Here is a 22,942-nt window from a genome sequence, read left to right as displayed (position 1 = left end):
AGTAGTTAGAAGTCAGGAGGTTAGTTAGATAGCTCCGATCCCTCATCCTTCCCTTACCCCTTACCCCTTATCCCTTACCCCTAGCTATGCAATGCCCTTTCTGCCAGCATCCAGATAATCGCGTTTTAGAATCGCGTTCTGCGCAAGCGGGACAGAGTATCCGTAGGCGACGGGAATGTTTGCGTTGTCATCGCCGCTTTACAACTTACGAACGGATTGAATTTGTTCCAATTACCGTTCTGAAACAGAATGGCGATCGCCAGTTATTCGATCGCTCTAAAGTTTTACGAGGAATTGTCCGCGCTTGCGAGAAAACGGGAATTTCGGCTTTGCGGATGGAGGCGATCGTCGATGAAATTGAAGCAGAACTGCAACAACGTGTCTCGCGGGAAGTTAGCAGTCTGGAAATTGGCGAATTAGTCCTCAAACACCTGCGATGCGAGAGTGAAGTTGCCTACGTGCGTTTTGCTTCTGTTTATCGCCAATTTCAAACTATGAAAGATTTTGTCGAAACTTTGGACGATCTGTCGCGTCAGGAAGCCTCAAATAATATCCCGATTGAAGGTGAATATTGCCAGTGCCATGAATCTTCAGCTCATACTGTGGCGATCGCCGACTGAGAGATTTTATCGCGATCGCCTCCATAACTCAAACTCTATCGACTCGAACTACATCTAAAGAATTTCAGTAAATTTATTCGCAAAGCTCAGTTATAATTGTGAGTCTGTACTTAAATTGCGTTTAGATTAACTTCTCCTACGTTAGGATGGAATCAGAGATGTAGGTGTAATCTGCCTACGCTCGCCTTGCATATACATCGAGAGGAGGAAAAACCTTTCGGAGACTATTCCCAGGAAACAACCAGCATGGTCAATCAGAAAACACTTACTACAGAAATAGGCTTTACTCACGAAGATTTCGCGGCTTTACTCGACAAATACGATTACCACTTCAGCCCTGGCGACATCGTAGCTGGTACGGTATTTAGCATGGAGCCACGGGGCGCTCTGATTGACATTGGTGCTAAGACCGCTGCCTACATTCCCATCCAAGAAATGTCGATAAATCGGGTGGATGCTCCAGAAGAAGTTTTGCAGCCCAACGAAACGCGGGAGTTTTTCATTCTTACCGATGAAAACGAAGACGGACAGCTAACGCTTTCGATTCGCCGCATTGAGTATATGCGAGCTTGGGAGCGCGTCAGACAGTTACAAAACGAAGATGCAACGGTGCGATCGCTCGTATTCGCTACAAACCGTGGCGGCGCACTCGTGCGAATCGAAGGTCTGCGCGGATTTATTCCTGGTTCCCACATCAGCACTCGCAAGCCTAAAGAAGAGTTGGTCAGCGAGGAGCTACCGTTAAAGTTTCTAGAAGTTGATGAAGACCGCAACCGTCTGGTACTTTCACACCGTCGCGCTTTAGTCGAGCGCAAGATGAACCGCTTGGAAGTTGGCGAAGTCGTCATCGGTACGGTACGCGGGATCAAGCCTTACGGTGCATTTATCGATATTGGTGGTGTCAGCGGTCTGCTGCACATCTCGGAAATCTCCCACGACCACATCGATACACCTCACAGCGTCTTCAACGTCAACGATGAAGTCAAAGTCATGATTATTGACTTGGATGCCGAACGGGGTCGGATTTCTCTGTCTACAAAACAGCTAGAGCCAGAACCAGGCGACATGATCAAGAACCGCGACTTGGTTTACGATAAAGCAGAAGAAATGGCTGCGAGATATCGCGAACAAATGGCAGCTAAGCAACAAGGAATCGATCTAAATGCCCCTGCTGAGGTAGAAGAACCAGTAGCAGTGGAAGAAGAGATTCCGGCGGCTATCGAAGAGCCTGTTGCTGTCGATACCGAAGAACCTGTTGCTACCGATGCTGAGGAATTGCCAGCATCTGATGAGGATTTGCCAGCAGCAGTTGAGTAAAAAAATTATGCAAATCGCATGTAGAGACGTTACATGTAATGTCTCTACACCAAGGAGGGTTAAACCCTCTTTTTTTGTGGCGATTGCTTCTGGTGGAATAATGGGTTGTAGGGGCGCGCAGCCGTGCGTCCTTACCAAATCGCCAGATCTCGGAGGGCGGGTTTAGCCCTCAGATTGATTTGTAGTTAGACATGTCGATAAACCCGCCTCTACGATCGCGCGATCGCCTTACTCATGGGGACAAACTCAATCCTGACTTCATTGCCAATTGTGTAGACAACGCGATCGCTACCCGCGTACCCGTATGCTCGATACAGTTTCACTCCTGGTAAGGTTGCCATTAATTCCAGCGATCGAAAACCACTGGCTTGAGCTTCCATTTCACATCGTTGTAAAATCGCTCTGCCGATGCCTTGTCTTGCCCAGTCGGGATGAACGAAAAAAGCCCGAATCTTTGCCGCATCGTAATTGGGATCGAGATAGCCTGACTCGCGATCGCTATAGCGATCGCCGCCAAATAGCGTTTTGCGTTTACTCCAACCACCGCACCCCACCAACATTTGAGCAGCCTCGGCAACGAAGTACGTACCATCTACAATCAGATCTGTATCGACACCAAAAACCGTAGCGATCGCCGCCTCAATCTGCTCGTCAGTGTAATCTTCTCGACTCAATCCCCGTGCAGACGCAGCAATTAATCGTTCGATTTGGACACGCTCGTCTAGGCGTGCTTGTCGTAAAATGAAGTCCATTGCTAAGCAAAGTCAAAAGTCAAAAGTTAAAAGTCAAAAGTTAAAAGGCTGAAAGCTCTATTGCACTGAGGCAGCAATACCTGTTCCAGAAAATTACAGTAAATCTCAGGCAGAAGCGTAACACAACACGATGGTAACAATTCAATGTAAAGACAAGCGCTTCAGTAATATCCAAGCAATTGTCTTCGATAAAGACGGCACGTTAGAAAATTCTGAAGAGTATTTGCGCAATTTGGGACAAAAGCGATCGCGCCTGATCGATGCTCAAATTCCTGGGATTGGCGAACCCCTGCTGATGGCATTTGGGATTAATGGCGATCGCCTCGATCCGACAGGACTGTTAGCCGTAGGTAGTCGGCGCGAAACGGAAATTGCCGCAGCTGCTTATATTGCCGAGACTGGGCGCAGTTGGTTCGAGTCCTTGGCGATCGCGCGTCGTACCTTTGAGGAAGCTGACCAGTATATCGGTACTGCCCCTTCACCCTTATTTGTAGGCAGCTTAGAAGTCTTGAAATATCTCAGCGATGCTGGCATTAAACTGGGAATTCTTTCCGCTGCCTCTACAGAACGAGTCCGCGCCTTCGTCCAACGCCATCAACTTGAAGCTTACGTACAGCTACAAATGGGCGTAGATACTATAATCAGCAAACCTAACCCCGCCCTGTTTTTACAAGCCTGCTTATCCTTGGGTGTAGCACCCCACGATACCTTAATGGTAGGAGATTCTGCTGCCGATATTGAAATGGCACGCAATGCAGGGGCAGCGGGTTGTATTGGCATTTGCTGGGGCAGACCCGAAGCCGCTCATTTAGAAGCAGCCGACGTGGCAATTTCTCAACTCGATGAAATTCATGTGGTAGAAGTGTAGACTAATTAGCATCTGTACGGACAGATTTATCAAGCGATCGTAACTCCGACAAAGATGGTGGATGGAGCGCCCCCTTATGAGAGTACAGGCGGGTTTATCGGCAGAATTATTTGTTTATTACAGATGTTTGACTTTTAACTTTTGACTTTTAACTTTCTATGCTTGCTTCTACTCAAGAACTCCTCCAAACAGCACGACAGAATATTTACGCGATTGGAGCTTTTAATATCTATAACTTGGAAGGAGTAAAAGCGGTAGTGAGTGCAGCCGAGACGCATCGTAGTGCTGCCATGTTGCAGATTCATCCGAGTGCCTTAAAGTACGGGCGATCGGCTTTAGTAGCAATGTGTTTAGAAGCCGCACGCGCTGCTACAGTCCCTATTTCCGTTCATCTCGACCACAGTACCAATGCTAATGATATTCGCCAAGCCCTCACCGCCGGTATGAACTCAATTATGGCGGATGGCTCTCATTTACCATATGCAGAAAACATGGTGTTTACGCGAGAGATGACACGGTTGGCTCATAAATCTGGTGCAATTGTCGAGGCTGAAATTGGTCGCATCAGCGGTACTGAAGATGGCTTAACGATCGCAGAAAAAGAAGCCAAAATGACCGATCCTGCGCAAGCAGTTGAATTCGTCCGCACAACGCAGGTAGATGCACTAGCGGTAACGATTGGTAACGTTCACGGAGAATATAAAAATCCGCCCCGTTTGGATTTCGATCGCCTTGCCCGTATTCGCCGCTTAATTGATATTCCCCTTGTCTTGCATGGTGCTTCAGGGTTGCCAGGGTGGATGATTAGTCGTTCGATTCAATTAGGCGTGTGTAAGTTTAATGTCAATACTGAAATACGACAAGCTTACATGCGATCGCTCAAACAGGAAGTTTGCGCGGGTAATGGTAGCGACTTACTCGATATAGCAGGCGTGGCGATCGCGGCAATGCAGGAAGCGATCGCCGAAAAACTGCACCTGTTCGGTTCTGTGGGCAAGGCACACTTGCACGAAACCCCCTACGCGCGATCGCTAGCGGGATTAGAACGTTTTTCCCATTAAATATTCAAATTAAACCGCAGCAGACTTCATCGGATACATATCTCTCTGTTGTTCGGTGAGTTCCTCCCAGAGTCTATCCATTGCTGAATCCACAACCGAACCAACAACAGCCCCCAGCAGCGAGCCGACTACCGATCCCCCCAGAGAACCAACTAAAGAGCCAAGAAGTGCCGTACCAATCGAACCGCCAATGCCTCCTACAATTGCCCCCGCAACTGACCCAACCAACGAACCGCCAATAGAACCAACGAACGAGCAGAAAAGAGAGCCAAGTTGAAACATCTCAGTGCGCTCCTGTAGTTGTATATTTATTCTCTTACAGTACAAGAAATTTCTCTTTTTATAATAGTATGGATCGAAATTTTAACTTTTAAAAATTCATGCTTTATTAGCGAGATTCAAATATAAGGTGAGCATTGCCCACTTTTTTATTAAGTAGCTATTTCACAAATTAGACGTTTTTTAACTTTGAAACCTTGCAATCGTGCAAATCAGCATAGAGAGGACTATGACCAATATCAATTAATCCTAAAAATTGACTGCTATCCTTTGGGAGATCGCTGATTTCAATTAATATACCAAAGGATTTAATTCTATTTACTTTTGCCCAAAATTTATGACCAATAGGATATCGCTGCTTTAGCAAAAGCCATTGTTCATCATTCATGTTCATCGGTAGGATTGGTAGGTATAGAAGCTAGTATTTATCAACTAGAATACACTGTAGAATTACAGCGCAATACGAGATAAAAGCGTGGAAAGGTTAGAACATAAAAGTAAGTATCCAGACTCACCTTGAACTTAAGTTTGAGGCTAATAGCACAAGTCTACTGAAGTAGACTAACAACGATCTTGCAGCCGGACTTATCCGACTTAGGCTATAAGACTGTGAATTGATTCACAGGCGGGTGTTGCAATTGATGCAAGATCTCAGCTTTCACCTTTTGCCTGAAAAGTTTTTCTTTCTGTCTCCTGCCCTCTGCCATCTGCCATTATAAACAATAAAATACCCCTACCGACAACGCGGCAAGGGCTGAAAAAATCTCGTACAAGCCAACTATTCGATCGCCAACTGAGGCGCTTTCAAAGATACAGCTGGTGTTAGCTTTTGTTCTGCTAATGTTGGCACTGATTCCCTTAAATGAGCTGTCAGTTGTATGGTTGTTGCATCGTACATTTGAGTCAGCATTTTCGGGTACAAACCAATACCGATAATTGGTACTAGCAGACAAGCGATAATAAATATTTCTCGCGGTTCGGCATCAATTAAAGCTTCGTGAGAAGTTAATTCTTTGTTTTCTTGCCCGTAGAAAATCTCTCGCAGCATGGAAAGGAGATAAATCGGCGTCAAAATCACACCGACTGCCATCAGAAAGACGATAATCACTTTGAAAGTAGGGTTATAAGCATCGCTAGTTGCAAAGCCTACAAATACCATCAATTCTGCAACAAAACCGCTCATGCCTGGCAGTGCCAAAGATGCCATCGAACAAGTCGTCCACATGGCGAAAATCTTCCGCATCTGTTGCCCGACACCACCCATTTCATCCAACATCAGGGTATGGGTGCGATCGTATGTTGCCCCAACGAGGAAGAATAGACTCGCGCCAATCATCCCGTGGGAAATCATTTGTAAAATCGCGCCATTCAATCCTAAATCGGTGAAGGAAGCGATGCCAATGACCACAAATCCCATGTGAGAAATTGAAGAATAAGCAATTTTGCGCTTCAAGTTCCGCTGGGCAAAAGATGTTAAAGCAGCGTAGATAATATTTACTACCCCCAGAATTACCATCGCCGGGGCAAAGAAAGCATGAGCATCGGGAAGCATCCCCGCATTCATCCGAATCAGGGCATAGCCACCCATTTTCAGCAGAATACCAGCCAGCAACATATGTACTGGGGCTGTCGCTTCACCGTGGGCATCGGGTAGCCAAGTGTGTAACGGGAAGATTGGTAATTTTACGCCGTAGGCAATCAGAAAAGCCCCATACAGCCAAAGCTGAAAGTTAAGGGGAATATCTTTAGCAGCCAGCGATCGCATGTCAAACGTTACGGTATCGCCGTAAAATGCCATCGTCAAACCAGCTACCAAAATAAATAGCGATCCGCCAGCAGTGTACAAAATGAATTTGGTTGCAGCATACTGCCGTTTCTTACCACCCCAGATTGCCAGCAACAAGTAGACAGGAATCAGTTCTAGTTCCCACACTAGGAAAAACAGCAACATATCCTGTACGGCGAATACAGCAATCTGTCCGCCATACATTGCCAGCAACAGAAAGTAGAACAGGCGGGGTTTCAAAGTTACGGGCCAAGCCGCTAGAGTTGCCAGCGTCGTGATAAACCCTGTCAAAATCACCAAGGGCATCGACAAACCATCGACCCCTACCGACCAATTCAAGTCCAATTGAGGAACCCAGGCGTATCTTTCCACCAATTGCAACTCTGGATTAGCCAGATCGTACTGAGTGTAAAATGCGTAAACGATAATGGCAAAATCAATTAGCCCCACTACCAGAGCATACCAGCGCCCTGTCGATCCCTCTTTAGAAGGTGGCAGTAGCGGGATGAATAGCGAGGCAACGATTGGAAACAGAATGATTATTGTCAGCCAGGGAAAATTAGCTGTATTCATCTCTAACTAGGGAATAGGGAGTAGGGAGTCGGGAGTAGGGAGGGGGAGACAAGGGAGAGGGGGGAGACAAGGGAGAGGGGGAAGAATTTTGTCCTCCTTGTCCTCCTTGTCTTCCTTGTCCCCCTTGTCCTTCTTCTGTCTCCTGTCTCCTGTCTCCTGTCTCCTGCTATCAAGTTACGCCGAACACGATTACCATACCGAGGACTGCGGCAAACACAATCAAGGCATAGAATTGGGCGCGACCGTTTTCTAGGTATTTTAAGCCTTCACCGCTGATGAGCGTAAAGAAGCCCGTGAGGTTCACCGCACCATCGACAACGCGATAATCGACTTCCATCACTTGACGGGCAAGGCGACGGCTACCTTGGACGAACACTTTGTCGTAAATGTCGTCAAAGTACCACTTATTGAGCGATAGCTCGTAAAGCGGTCGAATTTTGGCGGCGATCGCGGCAGGATCGATCTTGCGCCACAAATACATCAACGAAGCCAAAGTAATTCCTATCAAAGAAATCCCTACCGAAGCCCCTGCCAAAGTGTAGAATTCTGTCGGCTCGAACTCGGCAGCTTTCTCCATCGCCATAGCTAAGGTTTCGCTGGGAGGATAGATAAATTCCTCAAAGTAATTAGCAAACGGCGTACCCACCAGACCAATCAGCATCGACGGGATAGCTAGGACTACCAAAGGTAGAGCCATCGTCCAAGGAGACTCGTGGGGATGTTCGCTGTGTCCGTGGCTATCATGGCTGTCGTGGCTGCTAGCGGTTGCTGCCAATTCTCGCGTATCCATCGCCCCTGGTCCAAAATTAGGTACGAGGGCTGCCGATTTCAGTTCGTGGCGGATTTCCATTTCATTGCCTCGGAATTTCCCTTCAAATGTCGAGAAATACATCCGAAACATGTAGAAAGCCGTAATTCCTGCTGTCAGGTAGCCTACACCCCAAAGTAAAGGATTCGTGGCAAAAGCTGCCCCTAGAATCTCGTCTTTCGACCAAAAACCAGCAAAAGGCGGAATTCCCGAAATTGCCAAACAGCCAATTAAAAAAGTAATTGCCGTGACTGGCATATAGCGCCGCAATCCTCCCATGAGTCGCATATCCTGCGCCAAAACGGGGTCGTGACCGACAACAGCTTCCATCCCGTGGATGACTGAGCCGGAGCCAAGGAAGAGCATTGCTTTGAAGTAAGCGTGGGTCATTAAGTGGAACAATCCCGCGCCATACGCGCCTAAACCCATTGCCATCACCATATAACCCAATTGGGAGATGGTGGAATAAGCCAAGCCTTTCTTAATGTCGTTTTGAGTAATTGCGATCGTTGCCCCTAAAAATGCCGTAAACGCACCAGTATAGGCAATCACATTCATTGCTGCTGGGATGCCTTCAAACAAGGGATACATCCGAGCGATCAAAAATACCCCAGCTGCTACCATCGTCGCCGCGTGGATCAAAGCTGAGATGGGGGTGGGACCTTCCATCGCGTCTGGTAGCCAGACGTGCAAGGGAAACTGAGCTGACTTGGCAACTGGTCCTAAGAATACGAGAACGGCGAATACAACTGCCAAGAAACTGCTGATAGAACCTGATTCAACCAGAGTTTGCAACCGTTCGCCAATTTCGCCAAACTCAAAGCTGTTGGTTGCCCAGTAAAGCCCTAGAATGCCCAACAATAAACCGAAGTCACCCACACGGTTGACGACAAATGCTTTTTGACAAGCATCTGCTGCTGCCTTGCGATCGTACCAGAACCCAACTAGTAGGTACGAACACATCCCCACTAATTCCCAGAAAATATAAATCTGGACGATATTTGGGCTGACCACCAGACCGAGCATGGAAGAACCAAACAAACTCAGGTAGGAATAGAAGCGCACGTAACCTGGGTCGTGAGCCATGTAACCATCGGTATACACCATCACTAGCAAAGCTACCGTGGTCACTACCACCAACATCATGGCTGTCAGATGGTCGATCGTATATCCCATACTTAAATGGAAATTTCCGGCTGCTGCCCATTCCAGGGTTCTGGTATAGGGCGCGTGTCCTTGGATTTGACTCCAAAGAATCGCGAAAGACAGTACCGTTGCTGCTCCCATTAAAGAGATGACAAATACAGCATTGAGTTGCCGCAGGCGGTTAGTCGCCTGATTTGCCGATATTAACCCCAGACCGACCAGCATCGCCCCGACCAAGGGTAACACCGGAATCAGCCAGGCATATTGATAGATAGCTTCCATCACTTGCGCCTACTTTGAGAACTTTACTACTAACTTACTCAATGAAGCTATTAGCTTTTTTGTCATTTGTCATTTGTCATTTGTCATTTGTATGGAACTGAGTACAAATAACTGATGATGAATAACCTCTGACGACTAATCGCTTACTCCAAACTGTTAACAATTGTGACACATGGCTCCGATCGTAAAATACCCCACCTGAGGGAACCTAGATGGGGAAAACTTACTATGACTTTAGCTTTAGTAAGGGGTAGGAGAGTAGTTAGTGGCTAGTGACTGGTGGCTAGTTGCTAGAAAACACTAGTCCCCAGCCACTTATCTTTCTAGCTCCTAGCCCCTATTTCAAGTCGAACGGAGTTAGCGTAGTCGTACTGAATTGACTTTAGGATTTGCCGAAGTTCATCTCGACTGTGTAGGCGATCTAATCGCTGTCTGACAATACCTTTCTCAATCAAAATCAGTGTGGGCAAGGTTGTGAGTCGATAAGTATTGGATAATCTAAAATTTTCATCGGCATTTACGCCCACTATCTTGACGTGCTGGCTACCATGCTTGTGAAACTCTGATAGTACAGGTTGGATTAAATGACACAACCCACACCAGGGAGCCCAAAAATTGACTAAAACTGGAACTGAAGATTCTAAAACTTCTTTTGTAAACGTCCGCTCGTTAACTGACAATATCATGTTTCCTCTAGGCGGAATTATCTGAGTTTGCTATCAACTTGGAATTATGCTACATCGATTCGGGATCAATTCAAAAGTGGGAAAGATCGATTTTGTCAGCTATTGGGGAGTCGGGAATCGCGAACTTCCAAGTAGTTAATTCTGAATTCCCCACTACCAGGGAACTTTGGCTGTAGCTTGGATCAGCAGGGGATGCGATCGCCACAATAAAAAGACAAAAATGGCAACACCTATGTATGCAGGGCGGAGAAATTCTTGCCAATATAATGTTTGCCGTCCCTGCACGATCGCTAGAAAGGGAATGATGGAGGTGCGAGACTTAACTTTTTCAAATGCTTCTGAATAACGTTGACTCAAGCGGCGATCGCCATGCCACACTCCAAAGAGATGATGTAAGACTAAGCCAATGGAAGTGACGAGGGTAAAACTCGTTCCCAACCATAAAGTATGGGCAATACACCAAATCAACTGTCCTACCATCTGCGGATGACGGGTGATGCGAATAATTCCCGTCTCGTAGAGATGGACTTCGGGTTTTTGGACTGCGGCAATTTCCAGTAAATTAAATGTAGCGGGATAAAGAAAGAGGAAAGAAACAGCAGATAGCACCCAAACAATCTCGCGCACGCCTGGGACAGCTTGTACTTGCCAGAGTTGCGCTCCGTCGTAGCGATGGTTGAAAAAGTAAATTACTAAACCGACAGCTAAAGGTAAGCTGACGCTAGCAAATAAGACACGATAAAGCCTAGCACCAATTGCTTTTTCTGCCTGCATTCGCAGGGCGGCTAAACCGCTATGGGCGATCGCAAATCCTAGTAATAGACCCAGCATGACAAAATGACTGGGCGTTAGCCAAGTGTGATTCATTTTAGGGGAAGGGACAAGGAAGACAAGGGAGACAAGGAGGACAAGGGAGACAAGGGAGACAAGGAAGACAAGGGAGACAAGGGAGACAAGGAAGACAAGGAAGACAAGGGAGACAAGGGAGACAAGGAAGCGAGAATAACCAACTACCCATTACCCATTACCCATTACCTCTCACCACCCACTTTCTATTAGTAAATTTTATATATTTTGTTCCTGTAAAGCTCCGATCGCGAATTATTAGGTAACTTTATATATTAATGTGGTGTTAGGGTCATTTTCGCGGAATGTTTCCCACTTTGAGCAGATGACACATTCGCGCTCTCTCACTAATCGAGTAGGTTGCCTGAAGTCTCCTTTCGTATTCATGGATATAGCTGTATGTCTGACCTACCTTTCACCTTAGATCAGTTACGCATTCTTAAAGCGATCGCTGCTGAAGGGAGCTTCAAGCGTGCCGCTGACAGTCTTTATGTCTCTCAACCTGCGGTGAGCTTGCAGGTGCAAAACTTAGAGCGGCAATTGGACGTGCCTTTATTCGACCGAGGCGGACGTAGAGCGCAACTGACAGAAGCAGGGTATTTGCTGCTCAACTATGGCGAAAAAATTCTCAGCCTCTGTCAAGAAACCTGTCGGGCAATTGAGGATCTGCAAAACCTTCAAGGCGGAACTCTGATTGTCGGTGCTTCTCAAACTACTGGCACGTACCTTTTACCCCGCATGATCGGCATGTTTCGGCAAAAATATCCTGATGTCGCGGTACAGTTGCACGTCCACTCAACTCGGCGCACTGCTTGGAGCGTGGCAAACGGACAGGTAGACTTAGCGATCATCGGTGGCGAAATTCCCTCAGAGTTACATGAATCTTTACAGATCGCTCCTTACGCCGAAGATGAGCTAGCCCTGATATTACCAGTGCTGCACCCCTTAGCAAAAGCCGAGAAAATCTATAAAGACGACCTCTATAAACTTCAGTTCATCGCTCTCGATTCCCAATCGACCATTCGCAAAGTCATTGACTCTGTATTAACTCGCTGCGAGATCGATACGCGACGACTCAAAATTGAAATGGAACTCAATTCAATTGAGGCAATTAAAAACGCCGTGCAGTCAGGGTTAGGAGCGGCTTTTGTTTCCGTCTCTGCGATCGCCAAAGAGCTACAAATGGGTATCTTGCACCGCTCTGCAATTGAGGGAGTCGTGGTGCGACGGACGCTAGCAGCAATTTTAAACCCCAACCGTTATCGCTCGAAAGCAGCTGATGCATTTATCCGCGAGATTTTACCCCAATTTACAACTCCAGGTTGGGGCAAGGAACTGTTAGAGTCGCCGCGAGTTGCCAAGGAAACTATAGAAGTCGTAACGCCAGAGGTCGAGGAAGTGAATTGAGTTGTTTGAGCTAGACAGCTAAATTAAAAGCTATAGGAGTGGCTAGTGGTTAGTGGCTAGGGGCTAGAAAACACCAGTCACTAGTCACCAGTCACTAGCCACCAGCCACTTATCTTTCTAGCCCCTAGCCTTTGCCGTTCATGGAAGTTTTCTGCACTCGTTTAGGCTGTCCCCGTCCGCTCAATCATTTTACCGATCTCGATAACAGCGCCATTCTCAAAACAACAGAACAAAAGTATTGCACCTGTTGCGGTATGCCGCTAATTTTACAGGGGCGCTATCTACCGGTAAAACTACTAGGACAAGGGGGATTTGGTGCGGCTTTTTTGGCACGCGATCGCTACACGCCTGGGATGCGTCAGTGTGTCGTGAAGCAATTCAAGCCTTCTGGTGACTTGAGCGCGACTCAGCTGATGACTGCCCAAACCCTATTTGAACGGGAAGCAGTCGCCTTAGAACAACTCGGCGATCGCCACGACCAAATCCCCGATTTGTTGGCTTTTTTTGAATTGAGCGTCCCGAGTTGGCAACCCAATAAACAGGAACGTTTTTTTTATCTCGTTCAAGAGTTTATCGACGGTGAAACTCTAGAAGCAGAACTAGAATCTCAAGGTCGGTTCTCCGAATCGCAGGTCTTGCAACTGCTCTACGCCATTTTACCCGTTTTACAGTTCGTTCACGAACAAAAAGCGATTCATCGGGATATCAAACCTTCTAATATCATCCGCGATCGCCACGGTAAGCTTTACTTACTCGATTTTGGTGCGGTCAAACAAGTGACGAGCCAAGCAGGAGGAGCGCAATCTGCTTCGACCGGAATTTATTCTATGGGTTTTGCCCCTCCCGAACAAGTCTCAGGCGGGGAAGTTTACCCTTCTACGGACTTGTATGCCTTGGCTGTAACCGCAGTCAACCTACTCACTGGCAAAAAACCTACAGATTTATATGATGCCGGTCGCAATCAATGGCATTGGCGAATGCATGTTGAAGTTAGCAGTGAGCTTGCCAGCATTCTGACCAAGATGCTATCAGCTCAACCCCAGCAGCGCTATCAGTCAGCTGCCGAAGTCCTTACCGCTCTGCACCAGCTCGATCGCCCCACCCCTATACCATCTACTCCCCCACCAATAACCAGGCGACCTAGTTTTGCTCTGTGGGAGGTTTTAACGGGAGCGGCTTTTAGCGGTTTTGAAGGTGCTTTGCTGGCGATCGCGCTTTCCAGCCTTTTTCCCTCTCCCGCTCTTGGTTGGGCAATCGCCGCTGTGATTTTGAGCGGTCTAGTTTTTGCCTTATCTCGTCGCTGGATCGAAAAAGTAGATTTATTAATTATTTCAGTAATTTCCTTGGTAGTGGTGGTTTTTATTCCTGCCCTGCACGCCAATCTCAGCGTTTCTAGCATTTTGGTTCTGGCGATCGGTGGCGGACTAATTGCAGTTGCCCTCACAGCTTTATTTAAAATAATTTATCAACTACTCGATCGAATTCTGTGACAGTTATCAGTTATCAGTTATCAGTTATCAGTGAAGAAAGGGTGTAGGGTGTGGGGTGACAGTGACTCCTGACCAGTGACCAGTGACTCCTGACCAGTTATCAGTTAATCATCACTTTTCTGACTTACGACTTCTCCTTGTCTCCCTTGTCTCCCCCCTCTCCCTTGTCTCCCTTGTCCCCCTTGTCTTCCCCTACTCCCCACTCCCTACTCCCTAGTTCTAATATGTCGCGTAAAAATGAAACAGTGCTTCTGCTACTATCGCTACTAATTACGCTCGGATTAGTAGGGGGAGGAGCTTTACTATTCAGTAATTTTTTTGGCAAATCGTTTGTCGGTATTGGAAATCAATCTAACTCGACTCCTACAGATGGTACTTCTGCAACTGGAAAACCAATTAGTTTTGGTGAGAAAACGTTATTTTCAGGGAAGATATTACCAGCAAAACAGGAAGGAATAGAGGCGATCGCGGCTCGAAATTGGAGTGTTGCAACCGAGAAATTGCAAGTAGCATTAACACAAAATCGCAACGATCCCGAAACCCTAATTTTCCTTAACAATGCCAAGATAGGCGATCGCAAAAGCTACGCAATTGCTGTTGTCGTTCCCACTGGTACTAGTCCTAATGGAAGTTTGGAAGTTCTACGTGGCGTTGCGCAGGCACAGACCGAAACAAATCAAACGGGGAATATTAATGGTGTTCCCTTGAAAGTGGCGATCGTCAACGACAACAATCAAGAAGACCAAGCTCAACAAGTTGCTTCAACTTTGGTCAACACTTCTGAAATTTTGGCAGTTATCGGTCACTGGGCAAGTCAAGTCACCCTTGCCGTTGCACCTATATATGATGAGGGAAAGTTAGTCGCGATCTCTCCTGTCAGTACTTCTGTTAAACTTTCCGGCATCAGTCCCTACATTTTTCGTACCGTTCCCAGCGATTATATTGCTGCAAGAGCTTTGGCAAATTATATGCTGACCAATTTACAGCAAAAGAATGCTGCTGTTTTTTTCAATCCCCAAAGTGCTTACAGCCAATCCTTAAAATCTGAGTTTGTCACAGCGGTTCTACTCGGAGGTGGAAAAGTCACATCTGAGTTTGACTTATCAGACCCTAGTTTTAGCCCAGCTAACAGCATTAACCAAGCCATCAAGCAAGGGGCAAAAGTCCTGATGTTAGCACCTAATACTGGGTCTAGTACTAGCATTATCGATAAAGCCCTACAGGTCGTGCAAGTCAACCGCAGACGATTGCAACTTCTAGGTGGTGATGCCATTTACAACTCAACCACGCTAGAGGTCGCAGGAGACGCGGCTGTGAATATGGTAGTTGCTATTCCGTGGGATATTGATACCGATCCGAAATCTCAGTTCGTGCGTCAGTCACGACAGTTTTGGGGAGCTGAGGTCAACTGGCGTACTGCTCTTGCCTACAATGCAACCAAGGCTTTGACTGCGGCAATGCAGAAGTCTCCTACTCGTGAAGGGATTCAACAAACTCTGACTAGTAATGATTTTTCCACTCCTGGCGCAGCTAATCCAGTGCAGTTTCTTCCCTCTGGCGATAGTAACGCACCAGTGCAGCTAGTACAAGTCGTGCGTCAAGTCAATACAAGTACTGGCTATGATTTCGTACCAGTGCGACAATAGCAATTTGGGTGCAACCAAACGAAAAAAACAATGACTTGGGTAGATTTTGCAATTCGCCTGCTACTGGCATTCATTCTCGGTGCGGCAATTGGCAGCGAAAGACAATGGCGGCGAACTCGCTCGGTACTGAAAACAAATGTGTTGGTGTCTCTTGGTGCTGCTATGTTCGTCATGCTCTCGGCAATGATTCCCGGCGATGCCAGTCCTACACGTATAGCAGCCCAAGTTGTCTCTGGCATTGGCTTTTTGGGTGGCGGTGTAATTTTGCGGGAAGGAACCAGCGTGCGCGGACTCAATACCGCAGCTACCCTCTGGTGTGCTGCTGCCGTGGGTAGTTTGGTCGGGGCGGGATTGCTATTTCAAGCTTATTTTGGCACTTTAGCAGTGGTAGGAGCAAATCTACTTTTGCGCCCGATGGTACAGTGGTTTCAGCAGTTAGACGAGCAATTGATTACGCACACAAAAGCAGAAACTCGCTATTGCTGTCGCCTCATTTGTTTAACTGAAGACGAAGTAGCTGTGAGGGCTGTGCTACTGGCACAAACCACACCAGGACAAATGATATTGAATGAATTGTCTAGTAAAAATATTAACAGTAAAGATCTCGATAACTTCTCTTCAGTAGAAATCAAGGCAGAATATACTTCCAATGGTCGCAACGATCTGTTGATGGAAGAGATTGTCATGCAGTTGCGATCGCAAGTAAAAGTGACTGCAATTAAGTGGGAAGTAGTTACAGAAGATACAGATTGAGCGGAGCGCGATCGCCAAACTCTTTACTGCTATAGTTAGGTAAATCTCTTATACGTATAGGCTCAGACTCAGTAAATTTGCGTAAGTAATTTCACGGTTAAAATCAGCTGCATTATATTTTTTCCGTAAAATTACGGTTGGTACGCAAGTAGTTGTGGCTCTATTTTGTTTGGTTATGGGTCAAATCAAATATTATTTATCTATATGTTAAAAAAACCAACTTTCAAGCTGTAGCTTTGTTTGTGGGTATTCATCTCGTACTATTATTGCGATCGCCCAAAGTGCTGTTGCTAAAAAGAATATGATTTAGATCCTTATAGATTCTTCGACATCTGGGTTGTACCAAGTCATGGCGATACAGAAAATATGAGGCTGGGAAAGTTATCTAGAAATGTCTAACAATACTTGACTTAACTCCCGTTCCAAACTTTATGTTGCAAAGCAAAAAAAACACTGTCCTGGTTCTCTATCTCATCGCCCTCTGCTTGATCGGTCCGCTAATTTTTTGGTTGAGTTATCGCAGTGGTAGAGGAGGGCAACAAGCAACTCAACCATCTCTCAATGGATTGCTCAATCCCCCCAACCGCAACCCAGCTTTGCAAAAGCGAATTAGTTTAGGTAATAAAGTTTTATTTACTGCCGACAATAATCCAGACAAACAAGCAGGGGTACAAGCTTTTGCCGCAGGAGATTTTTCCACGGCAGTCACCAAATTTAATGCGGCTTTGCAGGTGAAGCGCAACGATCCCGAAACGTGGATTTATTTAAATAATGCTTCGGCAGCTGCAATTAGCAATACAGTTAAGATCGGTGTTAGCGTTCCTGTAGGAGGTAACTTAAACGTTGCCAGAGAGATGCTGCGGGGCCTGGCACAGGCACAATACGAAATTAATCACGGTGGTGGGATTGGCGGCAAGCTGGTTCAAGTGCAAGTTGCCAACGACGATAATAACCCCATTGTTGCCAAACAAATCGCGGCTGAATTTGCCAACGATCCAGATATTCTCGCAGTAGTAGGACATAACTCTAGTGATGCATCCATCGCCGCTGCTCCCATCTATCAAAAAAGCGGTTTGGTGATGATCTCGCCCACGAGCGTAGCGCGTAACTTAAGTGGAGTTGGGAGATTTATCTTTCGGACTACGCCAAATTCAAGAGCAATCGCCGATGCTTTGGCTAGCTACGTCGTGAAAACAGCACGCAAAACCAGAATTGCGATCTGTGCGGATTCTCAGGCAGAAGCAAGTCGCTCGTTTCAAGAGGAGTTCACTTCTAGCGTGTTTGAAAATGGCGGTTATATCACCAGTACCCCCTGCGATTTTGCTGCTACTAATTTTAACCCTAGCGAAATTCCCTCTCAAGCAGTCAGCGATGGAGCAGAAGCTTTGCTGCTAGCACCAGATGTAAATAGAATGGGTCGTGCAGTGGAAGTAGCGCAAGCAAATCGCAGTCGATTGACTTTGTTCGGCAGCCACACAATGTATACGTACGACACGTTGCAGCAAGGACAAGCTGATGTTAATACTATGGTGCTTTCTGTACCTTGGCATCCTTCTGCTTTCCCCAATAGTTCTTTCATTGCCAATGCTAAGCGGTTTTGGGGTGGGGCTGGTAATTGGCGAACTGCATTGACTTACGATGCAACAATTGCTGTTTTCACGGGTTTAAAAGCGAGTACGAATCGCGAACAGCTACAGAAAGCTTTATCTAATACTGGTTTTATGTTTAAAGGGGCAACTGGGATAGTCAAGTTTTTACCGTCAGGCGATCGCCAAGAATCAGGAACTCTAGTCAGAGTTCAGCCTGGTAGATACTCCGGCACTGGTTACGATTTTACTCCGCTACCTAGTTCGGTTGACACGAGCCTTCGTTGATCGAGAGACGACGCAGAGAAGTTCCACGCAGAGTCTCTATTATCTAAATAAATACAACCATAGGGGAAGTACCAGTGGTAGCAAAACCGTACTGAGAACAATCGTACTGGCAGCTAGCGGACGATTGAGGTTGTACTCTTCTGCTAAAATCGCATTGGCGAAAGCACTTGGCATTCCAGACATCAAGACTAAAGCCAAGCGTGCTTCGTGGGGAAATCCCAAGCATGTTATTACCATTCCTGCCAAAATGGGCAGAACAAATGTCTTGATCGTACTGGGAACGATCGCCCCTCGTAGATTTTCAATTCCTTGAAGCCGTGATAATTGCATCCCAATCAACAAAAAAGCTCCAGGTATGACTAAATAGACTATTGCTTGAAGTAAGGGATCGATGAAACTGACAATTTGCCAAGGTTTACTATAGTAACCCAGCGCAAACGCCCATAAAGCAGGAACGCGCAAAATGTCTCGCCATGCAGCTTTCCATTTATTATTTGCTGTGGTTTGCCCAAAATAACTTGCTAAAAATACTCCCAGTCCGTAACTACCAATTAGATTGTGCGTTACGCCATACAACACTACCCAAACTAAATAGTCTTGACTGACAAAAGCTGGAACGATCGCTAACCCGATGAAGCCGGTGTTTCCCAAAATTGAAGCGAGGACAAAACTACCTTGTTCAGCGCGATCGTTAGGATAAAAACTATCGGACAATTGTTTTACCCATGAAACCGAGCGGTACTGAGTCAGTTGTTTGAGTAGCTGTAAACTGACATAAGCTAAGCCCAAACCCAACAGCAATATTGCAATTGTCAAGATTGGGGGCAACCAAATCGATTGCGATAAATTTGACTTGCGCGTCAGTACTAAAATTTGCAAAGGTACACCCAGCCAGTAAAGAAGGCGACCTAGCAAATTGGGAAAGGAACGAGGAATTATTTCTCTTCTGAATAAGAATGCACCCAGACTCGTACAAAAAACGCTTGCTGTAATTTCTATCATCAGTTTCGTTCTATCTCAACAGCACCCATGAATTAGCAATTCAACAACCACATTTTCAAGTTAAATCGCGATCGCTTGGTTTAGTTTCGCTACTATTGCGTAACAAATTAAGCTCTCATTACGTAACAATTAAAACTAACCCAACAAACAAATTTGCCTCTGTATCAAGTCACAATCTATAGCTTTACTAGCATTTCCATGCAGAGGCACAGAAGCTAAAAAGCTAATCTTCAGATTTTACTCAACCGTGCAGCAAAAATGCTGCAACCAAAGTTACAGTAAAAATACGATAAATCTCAAAGCTATTCCATAACACTAAGAGCAATTAAAATTTTGATGAATAAAATTAAAATACAAGATTAACTCTCTTGAAATAAAAAATTTGAATACCATCGAATAAACAAAGAACACTTCGATCGATTCTGAAATGTCTTGTCAGATTTTAACTACAATAATTAAATATAGTTATACAGCGATAAATATTTGAGCGAGCTATAGCAGTTCTAAATGATTTGTAAAGTAGGCTTCTAGCCTGCTCCACATTCATGAATCAAATAGGATTGCTCTAGTAGCTAGCGATCGCTGTCAATATTTTTTGAAAAAATTAATTTATCCATTTAATTTATTTGATAGTTCTAGCGTTATTGCGAGCGTAGTTTGCTCTAAGTTGCAAGTATAAAATAGTACTTTTTCGTTGATTGTATGCGGTTAGAGCAATTTCAAAATGCGCTTCTTTCATGAGTAATAATATTCCGTATCAGTTAACACAATTTATAGTAGTGCGATCGCAATATCACAGAATTAATCTAAGTTTTTGCAATTCATTATTTAGCGATCGAAGTATGAAAGACATTAGTAAAACTGCGGCGAAACCAAATACAAATACTAGCTCTATGACAAAACTTACCAAAGCTATGTCCACCTTTGAGTTGACAAGCAAACAACAACAATTCCAGCAGTATCAACAGCAACTAGAACAACAGCAACAGCAATTAATCATTCGGCAGCAACAACTAGAGCAACTCACAGCTGAACTAGCTGCTTTGAGAAAAAATCGTTCCCAGTCTACATGGAGCTTTCGATTTAAATCGGCTCGACTCAAAAACTTCTTGGCTAAAATTCACGGCAGCTCTAAATATCAACCCCGCTTTCCTTTAAAGCAAATTGTTTTTTCTTACATAGGTAGTTTTATTGGCATTGCCGCGCTAGCTTACATCAGCGTTAGTACGCATTATCCTCTAATCGCAGCTCCTTTCGGAGCGGCTGCCGTTTTATTATTTGCTGCACCCGATAGTCCTCTAGCACAGCCACGCAACTGTATTGTAGGCAATTTTCTCGGCGGATTAGTCAGCTTAATTATGGTACATTTATTCGGCTCAGAACCTTGGGTAATGGCTTTAGCTGTTGCTACAGCAATCAAAGTCATGCAACTGACAAAAACTCTCCATCCACCAGGAGGAGCAGTTGCTTTAGTAGGAGTGATGAGCCGTGCTGAATGGAGTTTTCTATTCACGCCAGTATTAGCAGGTTCAATTGTTTTAGTCTTTTGTACTTTTGTTTTTAACAATCTCATGCCAGGTAGAACTTATCCAAAACACTGGTTGTAATCTGTAGAAGGAGGCAGAAGTTAGAAAATTAATTGTGAAAAAGCTGCAATTAATGCTACGAAATCAAAAACTTTTCTGATGTAAAATGTTGATTTTGTTGGTATAAAAACTAATATAGCAATCCAAATTGATTTGTGAACGTTTTCCCTGTAGAGACGTTCCATGTGTGTAGAGACGTTACATGTAACGTCTCTACAGGAACAATCGATTTCACGATTCATTTAGAATTGCTATATCCACTTCTGACTCTTCTTTATTAAAAAGCTTGTGATTCAGGAAATTAATTATGAGTCAGATCTATCTAAAAAGAAAACGAGCCGTTATAGTAATTTTAGCTACAATTTTTGCTGCGGGGATAGTCACAGTAACTCCTGCAATAAATTTAGAATTATTCAAGCAAATATTTTTGACGGTTGCTGATGTTGCTATGTGTACTGTTGTCTGGGATATATACTTTGATGAGGAACTAGCAACTAAGGATACTAAATCTATACTTTTAGAATTAGGACTGATTAGTATAATTTCTGCCGTTACTGCATTCATTACGGCGAAAGCAGTTTTAGCTTTACTAGGAAGATTAATTATATTAGTAGGAGCATTCGGCTGGGTTATAGCGGGGATAATTGCTAGCGTAACTACAGCTATTTTGGGTATAGCTTGGTTATTTTACTGCGACGATCTTTTCAGACACTCTAATCACTAGGTTAAATAAGTCGTAATTTGTAATTCGTAAGTCGTAAGTAAGAAATTCTTACCCTTACCCCTATTCTCATGACCAACGATCGTGACTTTATGTAGTTGTGTGTATACTATTTGTGCCAAAAGCCGCTAAATATATATAGTTAATCGTCCTGACAAGATTAAGGTTAGGTTATGATAAAACAGACATAAGAGTTTAATTCATAGGATTACTGAGAGCAAAACACTTAACTTAAGTACTTTGATTTCATCATAGGACGATCGCTTGAATTAGAGGCGATCTCACAGGGATGCAACACTGCTTTGCTGCGGGGATAATCTGTACGCAAGCAAGTATATGTTGCACTTATTACAGCACTTATCATTCTGTTATGTCGTCGCAAAAAAATGAAACAGCTGTTCTCGTTCTGACTCTATTGATCGTAGCTGGGGGTTTAGCTGGTGGTTTTTGGTGGCTGACGAGAAATTCTAGCACTAGTGTCGAACTCAGCGATCCTCAGCCAAGATCTATTTCCACCCCCAACACATCCGATATAACTTCAGATCCAGAATTGACTGGCTCAAGTTTTAGCAGTGTTTCAGGCATTCCTAAAGGGTTATTCAGCTATGGTGGTAGTACTTCTTGGGCAGCAATTCGACAAGCGATCGATCCGCAAATTAGGGCAGCTTATCCAGAATTTCAGTTACGATTTGTAGAACCGACAAATGCTTCCCCAGGAACTAGTATTGGTATTCGGATGCTGATTGAAGGTAGGCTTACCTTTGCTCAGTCGTCTCGACCCTTACAAGATCGAGAGGTATCTCGCGCTCAGCAAAGAGGATTTAATTTAAAAGAAATTCCGGTAGCAATTGATGGTTTAGCGATCGCAGTTCACCCCAGCCTAAATATACCAGGACTAACCTTGGCACAGCTGCAAGCAATTTACACTGGTAAGGCAAATAACTGGAAACAACTCGGTGGTCCTAACCTGCCGATTCAACCTTATTCTCGTCCGATGAGCGAGGGTGGTACGGTCGAGCTTTTCGTACAGGATGTTTTAGCAGGTCAAGCATTAGCTGCTAATGTTGAATTTGTCAGTACGACAACTCAAGCTCTCCAAAAGCTAGCTAGTAACCGTGGCGGAATTTACTACGCCTCGGCTCCAGAAATCGTACCTCAGTGTAGGATTAGACCCTTACCGCTAGGTCGTCAATCAGGGCAATTTACTCCTCCCTACCAAGAACCTTTAGTAACAGCGAATAACTGTCCTCAGCGGCGCAATCAGCTCAATACAGATGCTTTTCAAACCGGACAATATCCTCTGACACGTAACCTGTACGTTGTCGTCAAGCAGGATGACGATTTAGCACAGCAAGCAGGAGAAGCTTATGCTAAATTACTGCTGACGCAGCAAGGACAGTCGGCGATCGCTAACGCTGGATTTGTGCGAATGCGCTAGG

The 22,942-nt window shown here is 45.2% G+C and carries 21 protein-coding genes; 13 read left to right on the top strand and 8 right to left on the bottom strand.

Features of this window, described 5'->3' with window-relative positions; genetic code table 11:
- The first annotated feature begins 86 nt into the window (after positions 1-86).
- Together nrdR and DSM107010_RS07805 are read left to right on the top strand one after the other, a co-directional pair.
- The gene (gene nrdR / locus DSM107010_RS07810; RefSeq protein WP_106168250.1) at positions 87-620 is read left to right on the top strand and encodes a transcriptional regulator NrdR; all 534 of its coding nucleotides are present in this window, start codon (positions 87-89) and stop codon (positions 618-620) included.
- A 246-nt stretch (positions 621-866) separates the two neighbouring features.
- Positions 867-1,937, top strand: a complete 1,071-nt coding sequence (locus DSM107010_RS07805) for a 30S ribosomal protein S1 (RefSeq protein ID WP_106168251.1) — start codon at positions 867-869, stop codon at positions 1,935-1,937.
- A 209-nt stretch (positions 1,938-2,146) separates the two neighbouring features.
- Here DSM107010_RS07805 and DSM107010_RS07800 read toward each other — a convergent pair whose 3' ends face one another.
- A complete protein-coding gene (locus DSM107010_RS07800) occupies positions 2,147-2,689 on the bottom strand; it encodes a GNAT family N-acetyltransferase (protein WP_015157349.1) in 543 nt (180 codons plus the stop codon).
- 130 nt (positions 2,690-2,819) lie between these two features.
- Here DSM107010_RS07800 and DSM107010_RS07795 point away from each other — a divergent pair, with 130 nt between their 5' ends.
- Both DSM107010_RS07795 and DSM107010_RS07790 read left to right on the top strand, forming a co-directional pair.
- Complete coding sequence (locus tag DSM107010_RS07795) at positions 2,820-3,557, top strand: HAD family hydrolase (RefSeq protein WP_015157348.1); 738 nt, start codon at positions 2,820-2,822, stop codon at positions 3,555-3,557.
- A gap of 158 nt (positions 3,558-3,715) precedes the next feature.
- Positions 3,716-4,618, top strand: a complete 903-nt coding sequence (locus DSM107010_RS07790) for a class II fructose-bisphosphate aldolase (RefSeq protein WP_015157347.1) — start codon at positions 3,716-3,718, stop codon at positions 4,616-4,618.
- 9 nt (positions 4,619-4,627) lie between these two features.
- Here the strand turns inward: DSM107010_RS07790 and DSM107010_RS07785 are convergent, their stop codons facing one another.
- The 6 genes from DSM107010_RS07785 to DSM107010_RS07760 all read right to left on the bottom strand — a co-directional run bounded on the left by DSM107010_RS07785 (position 4,628) and on the right by DSM107010_RS07760 (position 11,045).
- Positions 4,628-4,900, bottom strand: coding sequence for a hypothetical protein (locus tag DSM107010_RS07785; protein WP_015157346.1), 273 nt, complete (start codon positions 4,898-4,900; stop codon positions 4,628-4,630).
- Positions 4,901-5,069: 169 nt separating this feature from the next.
- Complete coding sequence (locus tag DSM107010_RS07780; RefSeq protein WP_041462654.1) at positions 5,070-5,285, bottom strand: hypothetical protein; 216 nt, start codon at positions 5,283-5,285, stop codon at positions 5,070-5,072.
- A gap of 390 nt (positions 5,286-5,675) precedes the next feature.
- Positions 5,676-7,256: an NAD(P)H-quinone oxidoreductase subunit 4 gene (locus DSM107010_RS07775; protein WP_015157345.1), complete on the bottom strand. Its 1,581-nt coding sequence runs from the start codon at positions 7,254-7,256 to the stop codon at positions 5,676-5,678.
- A 169-nt stretch (positions 7,257-7,425) separates the two neighbouring features.
- The gene (locus tag DSM107010_RS07770) at positions 7,426-9,492 is read right to left on the bottom strand and encodes an NAD(P)H-quinone oxidoreductase subunit 5 (protein ID WP_106218935.1); all 2,067 of its coding nucleotides are present in this window, start codon (positions 9,490-9,492) and stop codon (positions 7,426-7,428) included.
- A gap of 323 nt (positions 9,493-9,815) precedes the next feature.
- Entirely contained in the window at positions 9,816-10,178 is a 363-nt protein-coding gene (locus tag DSM107010_RS07765) for a thioredoxin family protein (protein WP_015157343.1), read from the bottom strand.
- 153 nt (positions 10,179-10,331) lie between these two features.
- Positions 10,332-11,045 carry an NnrU family protein gene (locus DSM107010_RS07760; protein ID WP_015157342.1) on the bottom strand — a complete coding sequence of 238 codons (714 nt, stop codon included), beginning with the start codon at positions 11,043-11,045 and terminating at the stop codon, positions 10,332-10,334.
- On the opposite strand from DSM107010_RS07760, the gene DSM107010_RS07755 reads away from it, so the two are divergent.
- The 6 genes from DSM107010_RS07755 (at position 11,037) to DSM107010_RS07730 (ending at position 18,194) form a co-directional block, all read left to right on the top strand.
- The gene (locus DSM107010_RS07755) at positions 11,037-11,237 is read left to right on the top strand and encodes a hypothetical protein (RefSeq protein ID WP_106170500.1); all 201 of its coding nucleotides are present in this window, start codon (positions 11,037-11,039) and stop codon (positions 11,235-11,237) included. The two genes, DSM107010_RS07760 and DSM107010_RS07755, sit on opposite strands and share 9 nt — an antisense overlap.
- Before the next feature lie 186 nt (positions 11,238-11,423).
- On the top strand, positions 11,424-12,431 hold the full coding sequence (locus DSM107010_RS07750; RefSeq protein WP_015157340.1) for a LysR family transcriptional regulator: 1,008 nt from the start codon (positions 11,424-11,426) through the stop codon (positions 12,429-12,431).
- Between the two features lie 140 nt (positions 12,432-12,571).
- On the top strand, positions 12,572-13,921 hold the full coding sequence (locus DSM107010_RS07745) for a serine/threonine-protein kinase (protein ID WP_127022718.1): 1,350 nt from the start codon (positions 12,572-12,574) through the stop codon (positions 13,919-13,921).
- Between the two features lie 224 nt (positions 13,922-14,145).
- A complete protein-coding gene (locus DSM107010_RS07740) occupies positions 14,146-15,567 on the top strand; it encodes an ABC transporter substrate-binding protein (protein ID WP_106171011.1) in 1,422 nt (473 codons plus the stop codon).
- A gap of 30 nt (positions 15,568-15,597) precedes the next feature.
- The gene (locus tag DSM107010_RS07735) at positions 15,598-16,320 is read left to right on the top strand and encodes an MgtC/SapB family protein (protein WP_106171014.1); all 723 of its coding nucleotides are present in this window, start codon (positions 15,598-15,600) and stop codon (positions 16,318-16,320) included.
- A gap of 431 nt (positions 16,321-16,751) precedes the next feature.
- Positions 16,752-18,194 (top strand): ABC transporter substrate-binding protein, encoded by a 1,443-nt coding sequence (locus tag DSM107010_RS07730; protein WP_127022715.1) that lies wholly within the window; start codon positions 16,752-16,754, stop codon positions 18,192-18,194.
- A 39-nt stretch (positions 18,195-18,233) separates the two neighbouring features.
- On the opposite strand, the gene DSM107010_RS07725 is transcribed toward DSM107010_RS07730, so the two are convergent.
- Positions 18,234-19,196 (bottom strand): AEC family transporter, encoded by a 963-nt coding sequence (locus DSM107010_RS07725; protein WP_106168502.1) that lies wholly within the window; start codon positions 19,194-19,196, stop codon positions 18,234-18,236.
- An 842-nt stretch (positions 19,197-20,038) separates the two neighbouring features.
- On the opposite strand from DSM107010_RS07725, the gene DSM107010_RS07720 reads away from it, so the two are divergent.
- From DSM107010_RS07720 to DSM107010_RS07710, 3 genes are all read left to right on the top strand, one after another.
- Positions 20,039-20,803: an HPP family protein gene (locus DSM107010_RS07720; protein ID WP_127022712.1), complete on the top strand. Its 765-nt coding sequence runs from the start codon at positions 20,039-20,041 to the stop codon at positions 20,801-20,803.
- A 286-nt stretch (positions 20,804-21,089) separates the two neighbouring features.
- Positions 21,090-21,506: a hypothetical protein gene (locus DSM107010_RS07715; protein ID WP_015157332.1), complete on the top strand. Its 417-nt coding sequence runs from the start codon at positions 21,090-21,092 to the stop codon at positions 21,504-21,506.
- A gap of 367 nt (positions 21,507-21,873) precedes the next feature.
- Positions 21,874-22,941 carry a PstS family phosphate ABC transporter substrate-binding protein gene (locus DSM107010_RS07710; RefSeq protein ID WP_106168503.1) on the top strand — a complete coding sequence of 356 codons (1,068 nt, stop codon included), beginning with the start codon at positions 21,874-21,876 and terminating at the stop codon, positions 22,939-22,941.
- The last annotated feature ends 1 nt before the right edge of the window (position 22,942 follow it).

This window comes from Chroococcidiopsis cubana SAG 39.79 (assembly GCF_003991895.1).
Classification (GTDB): Bacteria; Cyanobacteriota; Cyanobacteriia; order Cyanobacteriales; family Chroococcidiopsidaceae; genus Chroococcidiopsis; species Chroococcidiopsis thermalis.
The sequence above is the reverse complement of the archived record's forward strand: the minus strand, read 5'-3'. Positions and strand labels throughout refer to the sequence as shown.